Consider the following 17,500-nt stretch of genomic DNA (forward strand, 5'->3'; position numbering starts at 1 on the left):
GGGGAGGGCCCGGGGGCCCAAAACGGCGATGCCTTGGAGTAAGCTGGCATCACAAGAAAACCCAACCCGGAGACCTCCGCATGAGCAACGCCAGCCAACCCTTCGACTTCAGTCAATTCGTCCCCGGATTCGATTTTCTGAAGAACCTTGCCGGCGGTGGCGCCGGCGGTTCGGCGGGCGGCGCGGTGCCCGGATTGCCGAGCCTCGCGAGCTGGGTGGCCCCCACGCTCAGCGTGGAAGAGGTCGACAAGCGCATCCAGGAACTCAAGACGGTCCAGTATTGGCTCGAGCAGAACGGCCACGCGCTCAAGGCCACCATCCAGGCGCTCGAAGTGCAAAAGATGACACTTTCGACCTTGCGCGGCATGAACGTGCGGATGGAAGATATCGCCAGCGCGTTCACCAAGCAGGCGGCCGCCGTGGCGCCCGCTGCTGCGCCGGCACCCGCACCTGCGGCTGCCGCGCCGGCCGAACCGGAAGCCGAGACTGAAGAAGCCCCGGCGCCTGCGAAGAAAGCGCGCAGCAAGCCGGCTTCAGGCGGTGGCGGCGGCAATGGCGGGGTGGTCGATCCGATGCAATGGTGGGGCTCGCTGACCGAGCAGTTCCAGCAGATCGCGAGTTCGGCGCTGCAGGATGCGGCCCAGCTCAAGGTGCCGGCCATGGCCCAGCCGGCGGCGGCGGCTCCCGCGGCCTCGAAACCCGCGGCCAGGAAGGCGGCCGCGCCCGCCGCCGCGAAGAAGGCACCGGCCGCCGCGCGCAAGCGAACGACCGGCCGGCGCTGACGCCATACGTAACACTTTTTTGAAGAGAACGGGTTGGCACGCATCATGAAGCTGTTTCCTTCCGGCCACGCCACCCACCCGCAATGGCGCATGGCGGCGGGCCTCGTGCTGGCCCAGTTGCGCGCGCAGATGGCGCTGCCCGACTACGCGCCGTCGCCGACGCTCGGGCTGCTCTACATCACCGATCATTACGCGGCGGACGCGCAGGACATCCTCGACCACCTGAGCGCCGAACTGCCCGAGGTCACCGACTGGTCCGGCACGGTCGGCATCGGCGTCTCGGCCAACAACGCCGAATACTTCGACGAACCCGGCCTGAGCCTGATGCTCTGCGCGCTGCCGAGCGACCAGTACCGCGTGTTCTCCGGCGTGGCGCCGCTGGGCAATTCGGAAATGAGCGGCTTCGAGGCCCACACGGCGCTCGTGCACGCGGACCCCGCCACCCCCGACCTCACCGAGCTGATCGGCGAGATGGCGGGCCGCACCAACACCGGCTATCTGTTCGGCGGCCTGTCGTCGGGACGCGGCGGCGCGTTGCAGTTCGCGGTGGGCGGCAACGGCAACATCCGCGGGCATGGCGCCGCGGGCGGCGTGTTCTCGGGCGGCTTGTCGGGCGTGGTGTTCGGCGAGGGGGTGCGGCTGGTGTCGCGGGTCACCCAGGGCTGCCAGCCGCTGCGCTCGGGCGCAGGGCGCGAGCGCGAGATCACCGAAGCCGACGGCAACCTGCTGCTCAAGCTCGATGGCGAACCCGCGCTCGATGTGCTGCTGGCCGACCTGCAGGTGTCGCTCGAGCGGCCGCAGGAAGCCATCGACGCCGTGCGCGCCACCCTGGTGGGCCTTGCCGCCGCAGGCAGCGACGGCATCCGCCGCACCGGCGACCTGGGGGCCGACGTGCTGGTGCGCCACATCATCGGCCTGGACCCCACGCGCCGCGGCATCGCCATTGCCGACGTGGCGGAGGCCGGCATGCGCCTGACCTTCTGCCGCCGCAATGCGCAGGCCGCGCGCGCCGACCTGATGCGCATCTGCGCGGAAATCCGCGAAGAACTCGAGCCCGAGGAGCAGACGCTGGCCACCGCGCGCGCTGTCGCAGCGGGGGAGGCCGAGGCGGCGCCGCATCCGGCGCGCCGCATCGCGGGCGCCGTGTACGTGAGCTGCTCGGGACGCGGCGGACCGCATTTCGGCGCGCCGGGCGCCGAGCTGCAGATCGTGCGGCACGCGCTGGGCGACGTGCCGCTGGTCGGCTTCTTTGCCGCGGGCGAGATCGCCCGCCATCACCTGTACGGCTACACCGGTGTGCTGACGGTGTTCACCAGCAAGGACTGAGCCTCGCCCTGCCTGCCGGCATTCAGGCCGGCTGCAGCACGCGCGCTGCCGGCGCAGGCATGCCGGTGAACGCAAAGTCGACCTCGGGCGCGAGCCCGCTCACGATGCGCGCAATCGACTTGCCCGAGCCGCAGGCGTGCGTCCAGCCGAGCGTGCCATGGCCGGTGTTGAGGAACAGGTTCGGCAGTTTCGTCTTGCCGATGAGCGGCACGTTGCTCGGCGTCGCGGGGCGCAGGCCGGTCCAGAACTGGGCCTGCGTGGTGTCGCCGGCACCCGGGAAGAGCTCTTCGACGCGGCGCACGATCGCCTCGCAGCGCACGCGGTTCAGGTCGCGGTCGTAGCCGTTGAGCTCGGCCGTGCCGGCAATGCGCAGGCGGTCGCCGGAGGCCGACGTGTAGCGCGAGAACACGAGCTTGAACTCGTCGTCGGTCAGCGAGACCTGGTGCGCCCTGGACGCGTCCTTCACCGGCAGCGTCACCGAATAGCCCTTGGCCGGATAGATCGGCAGCCGGATGCCCAGCGGCGCGGCAACGATCGGGCTCAGCGAACCCATCGCGAGCACGAAGGCATCGCCGCGGATGCGCTGGAAGCGGCCTTCGCTGTCGGTGGCTTCGACGTGGTCGATGCTGCCGCCGGCCTCGCGCAGCGCGGTCACCGTGTGGCTCATGAGGAACTTCACGCCGGCCGCGGCCGCGCGCTTCGCCAGCTCGCGCGCAAAAAGGTTCGCGTCGCCGGACTCGTCCTCCGCCGTGTAGGTGGCGCCGGCCAGCTTCGGGCGGATGTGGGCGAGTGCGGGCTCAATCTTCACGGCCTCGTCGGCCGAGATCACCAGCCGCTCGCAGCCGAGCGCGCGCATCTGCTCCGCGGGCTCGAGGGCGCCGTCGAACTCTTTCTGCGTCGTATAGAAATGCAGGATGCCCTGCGTGCGCTGGTCGTAGTCGAGGCCGGCATCGCGGCGCAGCTGCTGCAGCATTTCGCGGCTGTAGGTGCCCAGGCGAACGATCTGCTCGATGTTGTGCCTGGTGCGCGCCGGCGTGCATTCGCGCAGGAACTGCAGGCCCCAGAGCCACTGGCGCATGTCGGCGCGGATGCGAAAGAGCAATGGCGCGTCTTCCTTGCCCAGCCATTGCAGCACCTTGAGCGGAGCGCTCGGGTTGGCCCAGGGCTCGGCATGGCTGACCGAGATCTGCCCGCCATTGGCAAAGCTGGTTTCGGCGGCCGGCGTGGCCTGCCGGTCGATCACGGTCACTTCGTGGCCGAGTTGCTGGAGGTAGTAAGCCGAAGTCACGCCGAGCAGGCCGGCGCCAAGAACGATCACGCGCATTTCAAGTACCTTTTGAAGATTGGCGCTTGAACGACGGACTTGGTGCGCTACTGATTCAATAGCAAGCAACCGGACGACCGCCGTCCAAGTTGCCGCTCCCCCTGTCCTTGGTACCTGAGAGATTCACCTGTTGCACCTTGCAACGGGTTTGCTCCTTCGGTGCATCACGCGAGGTGATGGCTCTCCAGACGGCGTATCAGTTGATGCAGTACATGCCACGCAACTCTTTGAAAGAACTTCAAAAAATCCGTTCGGCCGACCTGAGCGTTTATGGGAGTTTGCGCCTTCGGTGGGGTAGTAAAAAGCACTACCCACTCTCCTGCAGTGAAACGATTGTAGGCGGAGGCCGCAAAGCCGCCAACCATGAATTTTGACAATTCGGACCAATGGGATAATTGTCATTGATTCGAAACTTCGGGGAGACTCATGATCCTGGTAACCGGCGGCGCGGGCTTCATCGGCGCCAACTTCGTACTCGACTGGCTGGCGCAGAGCGAAGAGCCTGTCGTGAATCTCGACAAACTGACCTACGCCGGCAACCTCGAGACGCTCGCGTCGCTCAAGGGCGACCCGCGGCACATCTTCGTGCAGGGCGACATCGGCGACAGCGCCCTGGTCGATCGCCTGCTGGCCGAGCACAAGCCGCGCGCCATCGTGAACTTTGCCGCGGAATCGCACGTGGACCGCTCCATCCACGGCCCCGAAGACTTCGTGCAGACCAACGTGCTCGGCACCTTCCGCCTGCTCGAGTCCGTGCGCGGCCACTGGAGCGCGCAGCCGGCCGAGCAGAAGGCCGCCTTCCGCTTCCTGCACGTGTCCACCGACGAGGTCTACGGCTCGCTCTCCAAGACCGACCCCGCCTTCACCGAAGAGAACAAGTACGAGCCCAACAGCCCCTACTCGGCCAGCAAGGCCGCCAGCGACCACCTCGTGCGCGCCTGGCACCACACCTACGGCCTGCCGGTGCTCACCACCAACTGCTCCAACAACTACGGGCCCTTCCACTTCCCCGAGAAGCTCATTCCGCTGATGATCGTCAACGCCCTGGCCGGCAAGCCCCTGCCCGTGTACGGCGACGGCATGCAGGTGCGCGACTGGCTCTACGTGAAGGACCATTGCAGCGCCATCCGCCGCGTGCTCGAAGCCGGCCAGCTCGGCGAGACCTACAACGTCGGCGGCTGGAACGAGAAGCCCAACATCGAGATCGTCCACACCGTCTGCGCCCTGCTCGACGAACTGCGCCCCCGTGCCGACGGCCAGCCCTACAAGGCGCAGATCAGCTACGTCACTGACCGCCCCGGCCACGACCGCCGCTACGCCATCGACGCGCGCAAGCTCGAGCGCGAACTCGGCTGGAAGCCCGCCGAAACCTTCGACAGCGGCATCCGCAAGACCGTCGAGTGGTACCTGGCCCACGGCGAATGGGTGCGCAACGTGCAAAGCGGCGCCTACCGCGCATGGGTCGAGAAGCAATACGACGCCGCACCCGCGGCCCAGGCGGCGGCATGAAGCTGCTGCTGCTGGGCAAGGGCGGCCAGGTCGGCTGGGAGCTGCAGCGCAGCCTTGCGCCGCTGGGCGAGCTGGTCGCGCTCGACTTCGACAGCACCGACTTCCACGCCGACTTCAGCCGCCCCGAGCAGCTGGCCGACACCGTGCTCAAAGTGCGCCCCGACGTCATCGTCAATGCCGCGGCCCACACCGCCGTCGACAAGGCCGAGAGCGAGCCCGAGTTCGCGCGCACCCTCAACGCCACCTCGCCCGGCGTGGTGGCCGAGGCCGCGCAGCAGATCGGCGCACTCATGGTGCACTACTCCACCGACTACGTCTTCGACGGCAGCGGCCGCACGCCCTGGAAGGAAGACGACGCCACCGGTCCGCTCAGCGTGTACGGCCGCACCAAGCTCGAAGGCGAGCAGCTGGTGGCAAAGCACTGCGCCAGCCACCTGATCTTCCGCACCAGCTGGGTCTACGCCGCGCGCGGCGGCAACTTTGCCAAGACCATGCTGCGCATCGCCAAGGAGCGCGATCGCCTGACCGTCATCGACGACCAGTTCGGCGCGCCCACCGGCGCCGAGCTGCTGGCCGACGTCACGGCGCACGCCATTCGCGCCACCTTGCAGGACCCGGCCAAGGCTGGCCTGTATCACGCGGTGGCCGGCGGCGAGACCACCTGGCACGGCTATGCGCGCTTCGTGATCGAGCAGGCGAAGGCGGCGGGGGTCGCACTCAAGGCCGGGCCCGAAGCGGTCGAGCCCGTGCCCACCAGCGCCTTCCCGACGCCGGCCACGCGCCCGCACAACTCGCGCCTCGACACCACGAAACTGCAATCGACCTTCGACCTCGTGCTGCCCACCTGGCAGTCCGGCGTTGCGCGCATGTTGCGCGAAACTTTCTGATGGCAGACAAGAGACACGACACCCCATGACCAAGACGACGCAACGCAAAGGCATCATCCTCGCCGGAGGCTCCGGCACCCGGCTGCACCCCGCCACGCTCGCGCTCAGCAAGCAGCTGCTGCCGGTGTACGACAAGCCGATGATCTACTACCCGCTCAGCACGCTGATGCTCGGCGGCATGCGCGACATCCTGATCATCAGCACGCCGCAGGACACGCCGCGCTTCCAGCAACTGCTGGGCGACGGCAGCCAGTGGGGCATCAACCTGCAGTACGCGGTGCAGCCCAGTCCCGATGGTTTGGCACAGGCCTTCATCATCGGCGACAAATTCGTAGGAAATTCGCCGAGCGCGCTGGTGCTGGGTGACAACATCTTCTACGGCCACGACTTTGCGCACCTGCTGGCCGATGCCGATTCGAAGCCCTCCGGCGCCACCGTCTTCGCCTATCACGTGCACGACCCCGAGCGCTACGGCGTGGTGGCCTTCGACGACAAGGGCAAGGCCAGCAGCATCGAGGAGAAGCCGGCCAAGCCCAAGAGCAGCTACGCCGTCACGGGCCTGTACTTCTACGACAACCAGGTGGTCGAGATCGCCAAGGCCGTGAAGCCGAGTGCGCGCGGCGAACTGGAGATCACGGCGGTCAACCAGGCCTACCTTGACTTGGACCAGCTCAACGTGCAGATCATGCAGCGCGGCTATGCTTGGCTGGACACCGGCACGCACGAGAGCCTGCTGGAAGCCGGCCAGTTCATCGCCACGCTGGAGCACCGGCAGGGCCTGAAGATCGCCTGCCCGGAAGAGATCGCGTGGCGCAATGGGTTCATCGACCGCGAGCAGCTGGCCAGGCTGGCCGCGCCGCTGCAGAAGAATGGCTACGGCAAGTACCTGAACCATCTGCTGGCCGAGGAGGTGCGCTCGTGAAGGCCACGCCGACCGCCATTCCCGAGGTGCTGATCATCGAGCCGAAGGTCTTCGGCGATGCGCGCGGCTTCTTCTACGAGAGCTTCAACGGCAAGGCGTTCGACGAGGCGGTCGGGCGGCACATCGAGTTCGTGCAGGACAACCATTCGCGCTCGGCCAAGGGCGTGCTGCGCGGATTGCACTATCAGATCCAGCAGCCGCAGGGCAAGCTGGTGCGTGTGGCGCAAGGTGCGGTGTTCGATGTGGCGGTGGACATCCGCAAGTCGTCGTCTACCTTCGGACAATGGGTGGGCGTGGAACTGACTGCGGACAATCACAAACAGCTGTGGATACCGGCCGGGTTCGCGCATGCTTTTCTTGTGCTTAGCGCGACGGCAGACTTCCTCTACAAGACCACCGACTACTATGCGCCGGCGTATGAGCGCTGCATCGCGTGGAACGATGTGGCAGTGGGCATCGAGTGGCCTGAGATCGGAATGGCCCCCGTGTTGTCCGCCAAAGACCAGGCCGGTGTTTCACTGAACCAAGCTGAGACCTTCGACTAAAAAAATGGGCGAAGACCGCCACCCATGTGTGAGTGCAATGCCCGCATGAGCGTCAAATTCGAGGAACCGAATGTCGATTGAAGGAGCGCGGGAGACGCCCGAAGCACCAGTGGCAAACACTGGCGCAATACGTCAACAGGTCAGTGGCGTTGTCATTGCCTACAACCGGATTGATCTGATCGGTACCTGCCTCAGGGCGCTGTCGTTCGTCGACGAGCTCTTGGTGATTGACAAGTCCTCAACAGATGGGACCGCAGAGCTTGCGGCCCAGTTTGCAGACCGCGTGATCGTCGTGCCCTGGTCGCCTGTGGTTGAGGAAACCAGGGCGTTTGCGGTCGCGACCTGCAAGCACGACTGGATCGTCTGCATGGACGATGATGAATGCCTGAGCGTCGAGGCTGTACGCTTCATCGAGCGCGAACTCATATCTCCCCGCGCGTCTGTCTACTTGTTGCCGCAGCGGCACTACATCATGGGCCAGCACGACGAGCGTGCCTACTATTGGCCTGAATTCCAGCCCAGGTTCTTCTCAAAACAGGCAATAACCTTCCTCGAGACGGTACATGGCGGAATGAAGTACGACGAGGCGGCCGCCTTCGTCGTCCCCTACGGAGACGGTACCTGCATTCATCACTTGTCGCATAAGAACGTAGAGCAGTGGATCGAGAAGGCCAACCGCTACACATCGAGGCTGGACCGGGTGCGAGTCCCGCATGCCGGTGATGATGTCGTGGCGTTCTCGCACGAGAATATCAACCGCTATGTCTCTGTCACCAAGTCGAGCGAGCCGGGAGGCTATCCACGCGCTGTGGCAGTGTTGCGCGCGCTGTACGACATCATCGACCGCCTCAAGACGTGGGAAGAAGAGGAGGGCGTCAATGGCGATGAGGCATTTCAGACGATTTGCCGCCAGCTTGATGCAGCGTATGCCCGCGAGCTCCCTACTCGAAAAATCGTCGCACCGCAGATCGATACCTCGCAACTGGGAGCGGCCACAACACCGCTGCTTGCAAAGCTGCCCGAACGCGATGCGACCAGCAGCGATGAGCTTGCGCTCGAGACACTGCGTCGCGCGATCGAAGCATTGCGCGAGTCGTTGCGCCATGTCCGCGCGGCGGCCGAACTCGAGAGACGTAACGCCGATGCTGTGCTCGTGCATGAACGCCGATTGCTGGAGGAGAACAGCAAACAATTCACCATTCGAGAAGCCGAGCTGGCAGAAGAGATGCGCGCAAATGCCGCCCTGCATGAGGCGCGGTTGCAAGAGGTGTCCGAAGGCGTTCAACTCGCGCGCAGCGAGCTGCAAGTCCACCGCAACAAGGCCGCCGTGCTTGAACAGCAGCTTGTTGCGAATGGCACGGCCGCTGAGCAACGGCTTCTGGCGTTGCAAGCTGAAGCGGATCAACTGAGAGCCGACGCTGCAAGCGCTCGCCAGCAGCTGCATGCGGTCTATGCCTCCGTCAGCTGGCGGCTTACTGGCCCAATGCGTGGAATTGCCTCGCGGCACCCGGGGGCGGTGGCCGGGCTGCGCGGGTTCCTCAGGCGCCATCCGAAACTCAGGCATGCGGCGGTGGGCACCGTCAAGGCCGGATGGCGGCTTATCACGCTGCGTCGGGTAGCGACGCCGGTACCGCCACCGCCACCGCCCGAAGTCGAGTTGTTGCCCGCGTTGGCCCCTAGTACGGACGTCGACAAGCACTTCAATGTGCGGCGCATCGATGTGGACCGCTCGGTTGCGAGCACTCCGGTTTCGGCTGCGAACCGCCGCGTGCTCTGCGTCGGCCACGTGATGCCGTACCCGCCCCGCGCCGGTAATGAATACCGAATTCACCGGCTGTTGACGTGGCTGTCGAGCGCGGGCTGGAGTCCGATGGTCGTGATTTGCCCGCTTCCGCATGAGATGCCTTCCGATCAACAGATCGCAATGGCCGCCTCGATCTATCCCAACTTCATCGTATGCGGGCACGACGGTGTGGTGCACCACAATCTCTCCGAAGATTCGCACCTTGTCGAGAGCTTGGATGGCGAAGTTGTCCGCGACTTTGGCGCAGTGCTCGGCGAGCAAGATCCCGCAATCCAGCGTGAGCGCGATCTGCTCGCTACCATGCGCACTTTCTGCCCAGACGTGCTGATCGAATTGCTGCTGAAGCTCGACGAAAACTGGAAGCCCGACGTTCTTTTGGCCGAGTACGTGTTCATGACGCGGGCGTTCGCCGCGATGCGCTCCGAGCTACCGAAGGTGATTGACACCATCGATGTCTTTTCGACCAAGGCGAGCAAGGTTGAGCAATACGGCGTGACTGATGGGCTCGCCATGAGCGAGGCCGAGGAGGCCGCGTTGCTTAACCGAGCCCAGCTGCTGATCGGAATCCAGCCGGACGAATGCCGTGATCTTGCGCGGCTCGCTCCCGGTCGCCGTGTCGTGAATGTGGGTGTCGATTTCCATGTCAACGTCGAGGCTGGGGCGGCACCGTCCAAGCCCGTCGTTCTGCTGGTGGCCTCGAACAATCCGATGAACGTCAAAGGTACGCGGGACTTCCTGCGCTTTTCGTGGCCCATCATCCGCAAGGAAAGAGGGGATGTCGAACTGCACATCGTCGGCGATGTGGGGCGATCGGTTGCAATCGTGCCCGACGGCGTCAAGGTGCTCGGCAGATTCGAAGAGCTGGACGCTGCGTATGCTGGTGCCGCAGTCGTTATCAATCCGACGGTAGCGGGCACAGGCCTCAAGATCAAGACGGTCGAGGCGATCTGCCAGTTGCGGCCGGTGGTCGCGTTTCCCGCCGGGGTCGACGGTATTGGTGGGGCAGCGAAACCGCTGCTCCACGTGGCCTCGGACTGGTTCGACTTCGCGCACCACGTGGTGCGTGTTCTCTCGGACCGCCCAGACGCGGCGACGCTTGTCGAACTCGGCGCCGCACTTGCACGCGAGTTTTCGCCCGAAGTTGTCTATGCGGAGCTTGCCGGTGCAATTGATGAACTCTGAATCGATGACAGACCCAGACTCGACCGCCGCTGACTCTTTGACCGCGGGGCCCTACGACCTGTTGATCGATATGTCTGCTTGCGCGCTCGATCAGGCAAAGCTCGATCGTCATGTCGCCAAGCTGCTGAAGTACTGCGGCTTCGCCGACGTCGTGGATCGACTCAGTGTCGTATTGCCGCCAAGTCTTAAGTTGCAGCCCCGGCCGGAGTGGCCCGGTGTGCTACGTAGCAGTGCCGACGGGGCCGGGTTGTTCGACCTTGCCGTCGAGGAGGCCACCGTGCGGCGCCGGGCATTGTTGGTGGTCATCGGTCCGCTGCTGCCGTCCAACGAAGTGCTCCTGCACCTGTGGCGTGCCGTTCATTCCGATCCATTGCTCGGCGTCGCTCAACCGCGCTTCGCCGATGCGCGAACCGATGGCATCTTTCCATTCCCGTATTCGGGCGAGGTTCCGAGCCATGGGCTCACCTCAAAAAGAGCGTTGGCGGAGTTGCCAGAGATCGCGATCACGGCGGAACTGCTGTCGTCGTGTCTTCTGCTGCGCCGTGAAGTCGTCGCCGCGCTCGGGCCCTCCGGGCCATTTCGCAGTTTGCCCGGTGCGCTCGCCCTGGGGCTGTGCCGGGCAAGACGCAAGGGTTACCGAAATGTGGTCTCCAACAGGGCGGTCGTCGTCCTGCCTGCGGATCCCAGCGAAGAGGCGCAACGGCTGGTCTACCCGAAGCTCGAATCAGCCGACATGACGACACTGCTCGACATGTATCCTGACCACGCGCGTGCAGGTGCCGAGATTGAACGTCGTGCGAGCCGGCGGCTGGAGCAACTCTTGGCTGCAGCGCATCCGCCTGCGCTCCAGTCGAGGCGCCTTCTGCTCGATTTCCGCGGCATGTCCGCCATTCACAACGGCACGTCGCAAGTGATGCTGGGTTTGCTTGACGGCCTTTCGTCGGTCGAGCACCCATCTTGGGAAGTCGTTGTCCAAAGCCAGTCCGAGGCCGCGAGATTTCATGGCTTGGCAGAGCGGTATCCGGGTCTTGTCCATGCGCATGGCGATATTGCAGGCGCATACGCTGCTGCCCTGATGCCCAATCAGCCATGGGCGCTGGAAACCGTGGCGCAACTGCATCGCCACGCGCTGGTCAATATCTTCAACATCCTGGACACCATTGCCTGGGATGTGCTGTACGCAGTCGATCTTCGCGTGGAAGAAACTTGGCGTTTCATCGCTGCGCACGCAGATGGGCTTGCCTACATTTCGTCTTTCAGCCGCCAACGGTTTCAGCCGAGATTTCCGGTGAAGCCGTGCGTGCAGGAAAGAGTCATTCACCTGAGTCTCGATGGTAACGACCACTCGGATCCCGCGGTCGGTGCGCAGGCGCCGCTCGATCATGTGCTGCTGTTTGGCAACGACTACGACCATAAGGACCTAGTGCCGACATTGCAGGTCTTGTCCGATGCCTTTCCCTTGCAGAAATTCATGGTTCTTGGTGCGGCCTCTTGTGCGCTGCCGCGGGTCGAATACGTGCCGAGCGGACAGGTATCGGGCGACGAGGTTCACAGGCTGATCGCAACCGCGCAGGCGGTGGTGTTTCCGTCGCACTATGAGGGCTTCGGGCTGCCGGTGGTGGAGAGCCTTGCCTACGGACGTTCCGTGCTGGTTCGAAAATCCGCCCTATGGGACGAGATTGCTGCGCATTCATGCTTGCCTGGCCGGATGATCGAGTTCGACGATACTGTGTCTTTGGTCGAGGGCCTGGGCCGAGTGTTGGCGGGGTTGCCGGTGAGCGAACTGTCTTGCGCTACCGCACTCGCCGATGGCGTGCGTCCCCCGAACTGGCACAGCTATGCGTTGGACCTGCTCGATTTTGTCGAGGAATGCCTACACCGCACCGACATTGCACGGTGGACGGAGCGAGAACATACCTTGACATGGATGAAGCTATGACCCCAAAGCTGCGGATTGCCACGCTTATGGCCCGCCACGGTACCGCTAAATATCAATCCGCTGTGGCCGATCTTCGGGCACTGATCGAACAGCGCCTCCCGCAGATCGAGCACACCTTCATCGTTGTTGACAACGCGCTGCCTCCGTCGCACGAAGAACGCCTTGATGGCGGCGCGATACTGATCGGTGGGTCCAATGAGGCCTGGGAATTCTCTGCGTGGGATAGTGCCATCGCTTACCTAGGCTCACGCCTCGACGACTTCGACTTCGTCCACCTTGCAACTTCCGCATTCAGACAACTGTACGTGGACTACCTAGACCGCTTCAGCGAGCGTATGTTGAACCTCATGCTGGGGCGAAGCGTGGCGCTGGGCCATGTCGACTACTACAACGAGTCGGTGTCGCTGCTGGGAGTGGGTTCTCAGTCGTGGCTCAGAACATCATTCGTCTTTCTTCCACCCGCTGAGATCAGGCTCTTGAGGTCATTGGTAAGCGTGACCAGCAAGGAGATCTTTTTCTCGGGAGATCCCGCAGAGCCGTTCTTGAAAGAGGCGCCAATTTCGTCCGGCTATCGAAAAAACATTCTTGGCTGGCTGACAGGCGATGGTACCGAGCAGGGGGTCGAATGGCACTCGCGCTTCAGGCTCGACGCCACGACTTTGCCATTCTTCGAGAGCAAGGTGCTTGCAATCGTCAACGAGCAGATGCTCAGCAATCGGCTGAGAGCACAAGGTTGCGCGGTGGTTGATGCCACCTGGGCGGCGACTGTGGCCGAAGACCTCGAACAGCGAGGTGAGCCGTTCTCCATTCCCCGCTGGCAGGAGCAATTGGTGGCACGCGACAGCGTCGCGGCGCCGGCGAGCGTATTGGTGTAGCTGCGAGAAGCCCGCCGTTGAAGTCGGGGGCTCGCATTGATAGTCGCACAGCTCCAAAATTTCTTCACTTTCATGCCCATGATGGACCCTCGACTCGAGCAGACCGACAAGTCGTTTTGGCACGGATTCACCAACTTTTACGACACGCACTTGCCGCACAGGATCGAAGGAAAGATCCTCGAATTCGGCGTGTTCAAGGGAAACTCGATACGGTGGTTGCTGGCAAAATTCCCCTACGCCCTCATTCACGGCGCGGACATTCTTCCGGCCCAGCCAGAGTGGCCTTTAGACTCTCGTGTTACTTATCACGAGGTCGATCAAGACGAAGAAGAGCAGGTGAAGAGCTTGCTCGAAAAGATCGGGCAAGGCCTTCGACTGTTGATCGAGGACGGCTCTCATTTTCCGCGGCACCAATCGCGGTGCCTGAGGCTCGGTCTCGATGCTTTGGAACCGGGAGGGACCTATGTCCTCGAGGACATTCAAACCAGTCATCCCGCTCACAGCCAATACGCCGATGAGTTCGGCAGTGCCGTGGGGCAGACTTCGCTCTCCGTACTGCTTGCCTTTGAGCACTTGAAACGCCGAGGCGAAGCCTTATCGCCGTCCCGGCTGGCCGTGTTGGGACGAGGATCGCATTTCACGACCAGCGATATAGAAAAGCTGTTCGCGCAGATCGCGTCGATTGATGTCTACAAGCGCGCGACGTTGCCATCAAAGTGCTGGAAGTGCGGCTCTTCAAATTTCGACTACCACTCATACCGCTGTGAGTGCGGCGTCGATCTGATGAACGAGGCGGACAGCATGACCGTGGTCATAAAGAAGGCTTGACTTCTGTTGCTCGGTGTCGAGTAGGCCTGGTGCGGAGTATGACGCCTTCATACTCTGAGCGCAGTGGTCGCCTTGATCTCCGAAAGAACGAATCGGCAAGCTTCATCCACGGAGACAATGGTGTAGTTCTCGTGTTTGAGTGCGTCAGCGAGGGCGCTGCGTGCGTTGCTTGCTTCGTCCTCGATCAGCTCGACAGGAAGGTATGACGGGGGCGGGCTTCCCTCGGTCTGCGCCGCGACAGAGAGGGCCGGCTTCGACCGCGTCACCCGCGTATTGGCGTGTGCGACGCCCGGCACCCAGGTGAACCATCCGATCTTGTGCTGCACAGTGCCGTGATGGCAAACGTAGAAATCACAGGTTCGCGCCAACGCCAAGGCCTCGGACAGAGGACGCCCCGCCGTCTGATAGATCTTTGAATCCCGTTGCACGAGGCGCTTGATCACCTTTGCCGCCACGTCTGCATCAGCGGCCGCAATTGCGTGGTTGGAACTGTCGCCGAGTTCAACTAAACGGTAGTCGTCTTCGGACAGCGAATGTCCATCGAGCACGATGTCGCAACCCGGGTACTCTTCGATCAAAGAGTTCGCCAGTTCGGTGAGAAACTGCACTTGATTGGTGATGGTGCGGTTGCGTGTGCGAATACTCAGCCAGAAGCGGCCGGCTGGGTTGCGCCGAACTACGGCTTCGGGGAGGTCGACTGCGCGCTCGACGTACTTGAATACACGAGCTTTGGCGCCTTCCGTGACCAGCATTCCGGCGAGCTGCACGAACAGGGTGTCACGACAGTTCAGTTGCTGAACCCGAGATGAGTGCACGTACCTGATCTTCCAGTTCGGGCAGTCGTCGAACAATTCCGCCAGCGGGCCGAGCGGCTCCTGCATCACCACCACATTCGTTCTCTCTAACGCGAACTCAGGCTCGTCTGCGATCAGCCGGTCCAATGCGCCGAGCTGATTCCAGATGTGATGTGCAAAGCTGGCGTCGCCCGTCACTAGAGACGGGGTCGGACCACTGATCCGATCCATGTCGAGCGGCAGACTGTTGAAGATCGTCATGGCCTTGCGGACGTGGGTCTCGGTCACACCCCAGGCTTCATGCCCAAGATTCACCAGGATCGCCCTCTGGGGAAGGTAGATGCCCTGAATTGGCGCGCCCTCCCCGAAGGAGCCGGCGAACAGCCAGAAGTTCAGTGCAGGCCCGAAGCCGTAGGCGATGGTCTTGTCTTCCAGCAGTACGGACTGCGTAGCCTGCACCGGCTCGTTGTCCCAGACAGAGCGAACGACAAAACGGCCTTTTCGCAGCAAGTCTCGCTGATACCAGCGACCGATGCGCTCCCCGTGTTTGGCCTGCTTTTCTTCAAGATCGTCGATCAGGTGAGCTAAATAGGGGACGCCCAGAGCGGCTATTTCGTGGGAGTCCCTGCGAGATGGCGCGGCCTGGATGACGCGGAGTGCATCGCTGTTCATCATCCGCAGAAGGATACCGCGCTCACATTGCTTCAGCATTCACGCTGGGATTCTCTCGCTCGAGGCGGCGACCCCGCAGACAGCACAACAAACCGCCGACGGGCCTGCCCGATCCTAGGTCTTCAGCGCGCTGACTGCGGCGGCGGCCAGCATGCGCTTTAGAGTGTCCTCGAGACGTGGTATTTCGAGCGTGGCGCCATGGCGCTCCAGCAGCGTGTCGAGCTTGGACGGATTGCCGCAGAGCCTGTGCACCTCGTTCGCCCTCACGAAGGCCGGGTTGACCTCGATGCGTGGAGTGTGGCTCGTCATACGCATGAAGGTATCGAGCACGTGGCGAAGCGTGTAGGGGCGTCCGGTGCAAATGTTGTAGCTTTCGCCCGGCTCTCCGTGAGCAAGGAGCAGAAGGTAGGCGTCGCACAGCATGCGCACGTCGTTGAACTCACGTTCCACGTCGAGGTTTCCGAGCTCGATGGCCGGCGCGCGCTGTGCGAAGTGAAGTGCGAGCTTGGGAATCAGGAAGCTCGGACTCTGCCCGGGGCCTGTGTAGTTGAAAGGCCGCGCGGTCACCAGGTCGAGGCGGCCTTCATAGGTACGCGCCATGTACTCCATGGCGAGCTTGCTCATGGCGTAATGATTGACTGGCGCGGGCGGCTGGGCCTCGCTGATCGGCGAATGCGCCGTGTTGCCGTAGATGTTGGCGCTGCTGGCCAGAAGCACGCGTTGGGGCCGCGCAGGCAGCCTAGCGAGCGCATCGAGCAGGTTCGTGGTGCCCACCACGTTGACGGCATAGAACGCTTTTTCGTCCGCATGCCCGACGAAGCTGATCGCTGCCAGGTGAACCACCGCATCAGGTGACGCCTCGAGCACTTCCTGGCGAAGCGCATCACTGTCCGTCAGGTCAGACCGCAATGCGATGACCGAATGCCCCTCGGCCGATGCGCGTTCGGTGAAATGCCGACCAGTAAAACCCTCGGCGCCGGTTAGCAGGATCCTCAAAACGAGAAGCCCTGGCGATTGCGCCGCAGGTCTGCCTCGACCATCATCTGGCAAAGTTCCTCGAGCGTGGTCTTCGGCTCCCAGCCGAGTTTGGCCTTGGCCTTGGCCGGGTTCCCGATCAGCAGTTCGACTTCTGCGGGTCGATAGAACTTCGGGTTGATGCGCATGACGGTCTTTCCGGTGGCCGTGTCCACGGCGGACTCGCCTTCGCCGCTGCCCTTGAAATCCACTGCGATGCCCGCGCCCTTGAACGCCATGTGCACGAAGTCTCGGACGGTTTCGGTGCGGTTGGTTGCCAGCACGTATGTGTCGGGCGTGTCAATCTGGAGCATGCGCCACATGCCCTCGACGTATTCCTTCGCAAAGCCCCAATCGCGCTTGGCGTCGAGGTTGCCGAGCTCGAGGACGTCGAGCTTGCCAAGCTTGATCTTGGCAACGCTGTCCGTGATCTTGCGGGTCACGAATTCGCGTCCGCGCAATGGGCTTTCGTGATTGAACAGGATGCCGCTGCAGCCGAAGATGTCGTAGCTCTCGCGGTAATTGATGGTCATCCAGTGGGCATAGAGCTTGGCTACGCCGTAGGGACTGCGCGGATAGAAAGGTGTGTCTTCCACCTGCGGAATGGCCTGCACCTTGCCGAACATCTCGGAGGTAGAGGCTTGATAGAAGCGGATTTTGGGGTTGACGAGGCGGATGGCCTCGAGCAGATGCAGGGCACCCACGCCCGTGATCTGGGCGGTCGCGACGGGCTGGTTGAAGCTCACGCCCACGAAGCTCTGGGCCGCAAGGTTGTAGACCTCGACCGGCTCCGCTTGGCGAATCAACTCGATCGAATTTCCCAGGTCGGTCAGGTCGTACTCGACCAGATGCAGGTCGGGGTTGTTCTGAATGCCCAGTTCCTCGATGCGCCAGAAGTTGACCGAACTGGTGCGCCGATAGGTGCCATAGACGACGTATCCCTTGGCGAGCAGCAACTCGGCAAGATAAGCGCCGTCCTGGCCGGTAATGCCCGTTACAACGGCATGTTTCTTCATGAGAACCTTCTCTGTATTGTCTAAAGATCGCGTGACGCGGTGGCTTGTGCCATTCATGGGGAGGCGCCGCGAATGGATAGG

The 17,500-nt window shown here is 63.1% G+C and carries 14 protein-coding genes and 2 riboswitches; of the genes, 10 read left to right on the top strand and 4 right to left on the bottom strand.

The window, feature by feature from the left end:
• The first annotated feature begins 80 nt into the window (after positions 1–80).
• The gene (locus VAPA_RS04005; RefSeq protein WP_021005484.1) at positions 81–782 is read left to right on the top strand and encodes a PhaM family polyhydroxyalkanoate granule multifunctional regulatory protein; all 702 of its coding nucleotides are present in this window, start codon (positions 81–83) and stop codon (positions 780–782) included.
• A gap of 45 nt (positions 783–827) precedes the next feature.
• Positions 828–2,108 carry an FIST signal transduction protein gene (locus VAPA_RS04010; RefSeq protein ID WP_021005485.1) on the top strand — a complete coding sequence of 427 codons (1,281 nt, stop codon included), beginning with the start codon at positions 828–830 and terminating at the stop codon, positions 2,106–2,108.
• A gap of 22 nt (positions 2,109–2,130) precedes the next feature.
• Here the strand turns inward: VAPA_RS04010 and VAPA_RS04015 are convergent, their stop codons facing one another.
• The gene (locus VAPA_RS04015; protein WP_021005486.1) at positions 2,131–3,432 is read right to left on the bottom strand and encodes a D-amino acid dehydrogenase; all 1,302 of its coding nucleotides are present in this window, start codon (positions 3,430–3,432) and stop codon (positions 2,131–2,133) included.
• A 91-nt stretch (positions 3,433–3,523) separates the two neighbouring features.
• Positions 3,524–3,630: riboswitch (glycine riboswitch) on the bottom strand.
• A gap of 39 nt (positions 3,631–3,669) precedes the next feature.
• Positions 3,670–3,764, bottom strand: a riboswitch (glycine riboswitch).
• 94 nt (positions 3,765–3,858) lie between these two features.
• Between VAPA_RS04015 and rfbB the strand changes: the two genes are divergently transcribed.
• The 8 genes from rfbB to VAPA_RS04055 all read left to right on the top strand — a co-directional run bounded on the left by rfbB (position 3,859) and on the right by VAPA_RS04055 (position 13,923).
• Entirely contained in the window at positions 3,859–4,941 is a 1,083-nt protein-coding gene (rfbB, locus tag VAPA_RS04020; protein ID WP_021005487.1) for a dTDP-glucose 4,6-dehydratase, read from the top strand.
• Entirely contained in the window at positions 4,938–5,828 is an 891-nt protein-coding gene (gene rfbD / locus VAPA_RS04025) for a dTDP-4-dehydrorhamnose reductase (RefSeq protein WP_021003466.1), read from the top strand. Before rfbB ends, rfbD begins: the two co-directional genes overlap by 4 nt.
• A 25-nt stretch (positions 5,829–5,853) precedes the next feature.
• Positions 5,854–6,750, top strand: a complete 897-nt coding sequence (gene rfbA / locus VAPA_RS04030) for a glucose-1-phosphate thymidylyltransferase RfbA (protein ID WP_021003467.1) — start codon at positions 5,854–5,856, stop codon at positions 6,748–6,750.
• Positions 6,747–7,295 carry a dTDP-4-dehydrorhamnose 3,5-epimerase gene (gene rfbC / locus VAPA_RS04035; protein WP_021005488.1) on the top strand — a complete coding sequence of 183 codons (549 nt, stop codon included), beginning with the start codon at positions 6,747–6,749 and terminating at the stop codon, positions 7,293–7,295. Before rfbA ends, rfbC begins: the two co-directional genes overlap by 4 nt.
• A 70-nt stretch (positions 7,296–7,365) precedes the next feature.
• Entirely contained in the window at positions 7,366–10,281 is a 2,916-nt protein-coding gene (locus tag VAPA_RS04040; protein WP_021005489.1) for a glycosyltransferase, read from the top strand.
• Positions 10,271–12,220, top strand: a complete 1,950-nt coding sequence (locus VAPA_RS04045; protein ID WP_196232543.1) for a glycosyltransferase — start codon at positions 10,271–10,273, stop codon at positions 12,218–12,220. The genes VAPA_RS04040 and VAPA_RS04045 overlap by 11 nt, the downstream gene beginning before the upstream one ends.
• Positions 12,217–13,095, top strand: coding sequence for a hypothetical protein (locus VAPA_RS04050; RefSeq protein WP_021005491.1), 879 nt, complete (start codon positions 12,217–12,219; stop codon positions 13,093–13,095). The genes VAPA_RS04045 and VAPA_RS04050 overlap by 4 nt, the downstream gene beginning before the upstream one ends.
• Before the next feature lie 72 nt (positions 13,096–13,167).
• Positions 13,168–13,923, top strand: a complete 756-nt coding sequence (locus VAPA_RS04055; RefSeq protein WP_155248049.1) for a class I SAM-dependent methyltransferase — start codon at positions 13,168–13,170, stop codon at positions 13,921–13,923.
• A gap of 47 nt (positions 13,924–13,970) precedes the next feature.
• Here the strand turns inward: VAPA_RS04055 and VAPA_RS04060 are convergent, their stop codons facing one another.
• The 3 genes from VAPA_RS04060 to gmd all read right to left on the bottom strand — a co-directional run bounded on the left by VAPA_RS04060 (position 13,971) and on the right by gmd (position 17,419).
• Complete coding sequence (locus tag VAPA_RS04060) at positions 13,971–15,428, bottom strand: hypothetical protein (protein ID WP_021005493.1); 1,458 nt, start codon at positions 15,426–15,428, stop codon at positions 13,971–13,973.
• Between the two features lie 75 nt (positions 15,429–15,503).
• On the bottom strand, positions 15,504–16,385 hold the full coding sequence (locus tag VAPA_RS04065) for an NAD-dependent epimerase/dehydratase family protein (protein ID WP_021005494.1): 882 nt from the start codon (positions 16,383–16,385) through the stop codon (positions 15,504–15,506).
• Positions 16,382–17,419, bottom strand: coding sequence for a GDP-mannose 4,6-dehydratase (gmd, locus tag VAPA_RS04070; RefSeq protein WP_021005495.1), 1,038 nt, complete (start codon positions 17,417–17,419; stop codon positions 16,382–16,384). Before gmd ends, VAPA_RS04065 begins: the two co-directional genes overlap by 4 nt.
• Between the last annotated feature and the right edge of the window lie 81 nt (positions 17,420–17,500).

The organism is Variovorax paradoxus B4 (genome assembly GCF_000463015.1).
GTDB classification, from domain to species: domain Bacteria; phylum Pseudomonadota; class Gammaproteobacteria; order Burkholderiales; family Burkholderiaceae_C; genus Variovorax; species Variovorax paradoxus_E.

What these genes read in the sequence shown, in the direction of transcription:
- VAPA_RS04010 (WP_021005485.1), top strand. Translation starts at nt 828, where the DNA reads ATGAAGCTGTTTCCTTCCGGCCACGCCACCCACCCGCAATGGCGCATG.
- rfbB (WP_021005487.1), top strand. Translation starts at nt 3,859, where the DNA reads ATGATCCTGGTAACCGGCGGCGCGGGCTTCATCGGCGCCAACTTCGTA.
- VAPA_RS04050 (WP_021005491.1), top strand. Translation starts at nt 12,217, where the DNA reads ATGACCCCAAAGCTGCGGATTGCCACGCTTATGGCCCGCCACGGTACC.
- VAPA_RS04005 (WP_021005484.1), top strand. Translation starts at nt 81, where the DNA reads ATGAGCAACGCCAGCCAACCCTTCGACTTCAGTCAATTCGTCCCCGGA.
- VAPA_RS04060 (WP_021005493.1), bottom strand. Translation starts at nt 15,428, where the DNA reads ATGCTGAAGCAATGTGAGCGCGGTATCCTTCTGCGGATGATGAACAGC.
- rfbA (WP_021003467.1), top strand. Translation starts at nt 5,854, where the DNA reads ATGACCAAGACGACGCAACGCAAAGGCATCATCCTCGCCGGAGGCTCC.
- gmd (WP_021005495.1), bottom strand. Translation starts at nt 17,419, where the DNA reads ATGAAGAAACATGCCGTTGTAACGGGCATTACCGGCCAGGACGGCGCT.
- rfbD (WP_021003466.1), top strand. Translation starts at nt 4,938, where the DNA reads ATGAAGCTGCTGCTGCTGGGCAAGGGCGGCCAGGTCGGCTGGGAGCTG.
- VAPA_RS04055 (WP_155248049.1), top strand. Translation starts at nt 13,168, where the DNA reads ATGCCCATGATGGACCCTCGACTCGAGCAGACCGACAAGTCGTTTTGG.
- VAPA_RS04015 (WP_021005486.1), bottom strand. Translation starts at nt 3,432, where the DNA reads ATGCGCGTGATCGTTCTTGGCGCCGGCCTGCTCGGCGTGACTTCGGCT.
- VAPA_RS04045 (WP_196232543.1), top strand. Translation starts at nt 10,271, where the DNA reads ATGAACTCTGAATCGATGACAGACCCAGACTCGACCGCCGCTGACTCT.
- VAPA_RS04040 (WP_021005489.1), top strand. Translation starts at nt 7,366, where the DNA reads ATGTCGATTGAAGGAGCGCGGGAGACGCCCGAAGCACCAGTGGCAAAC.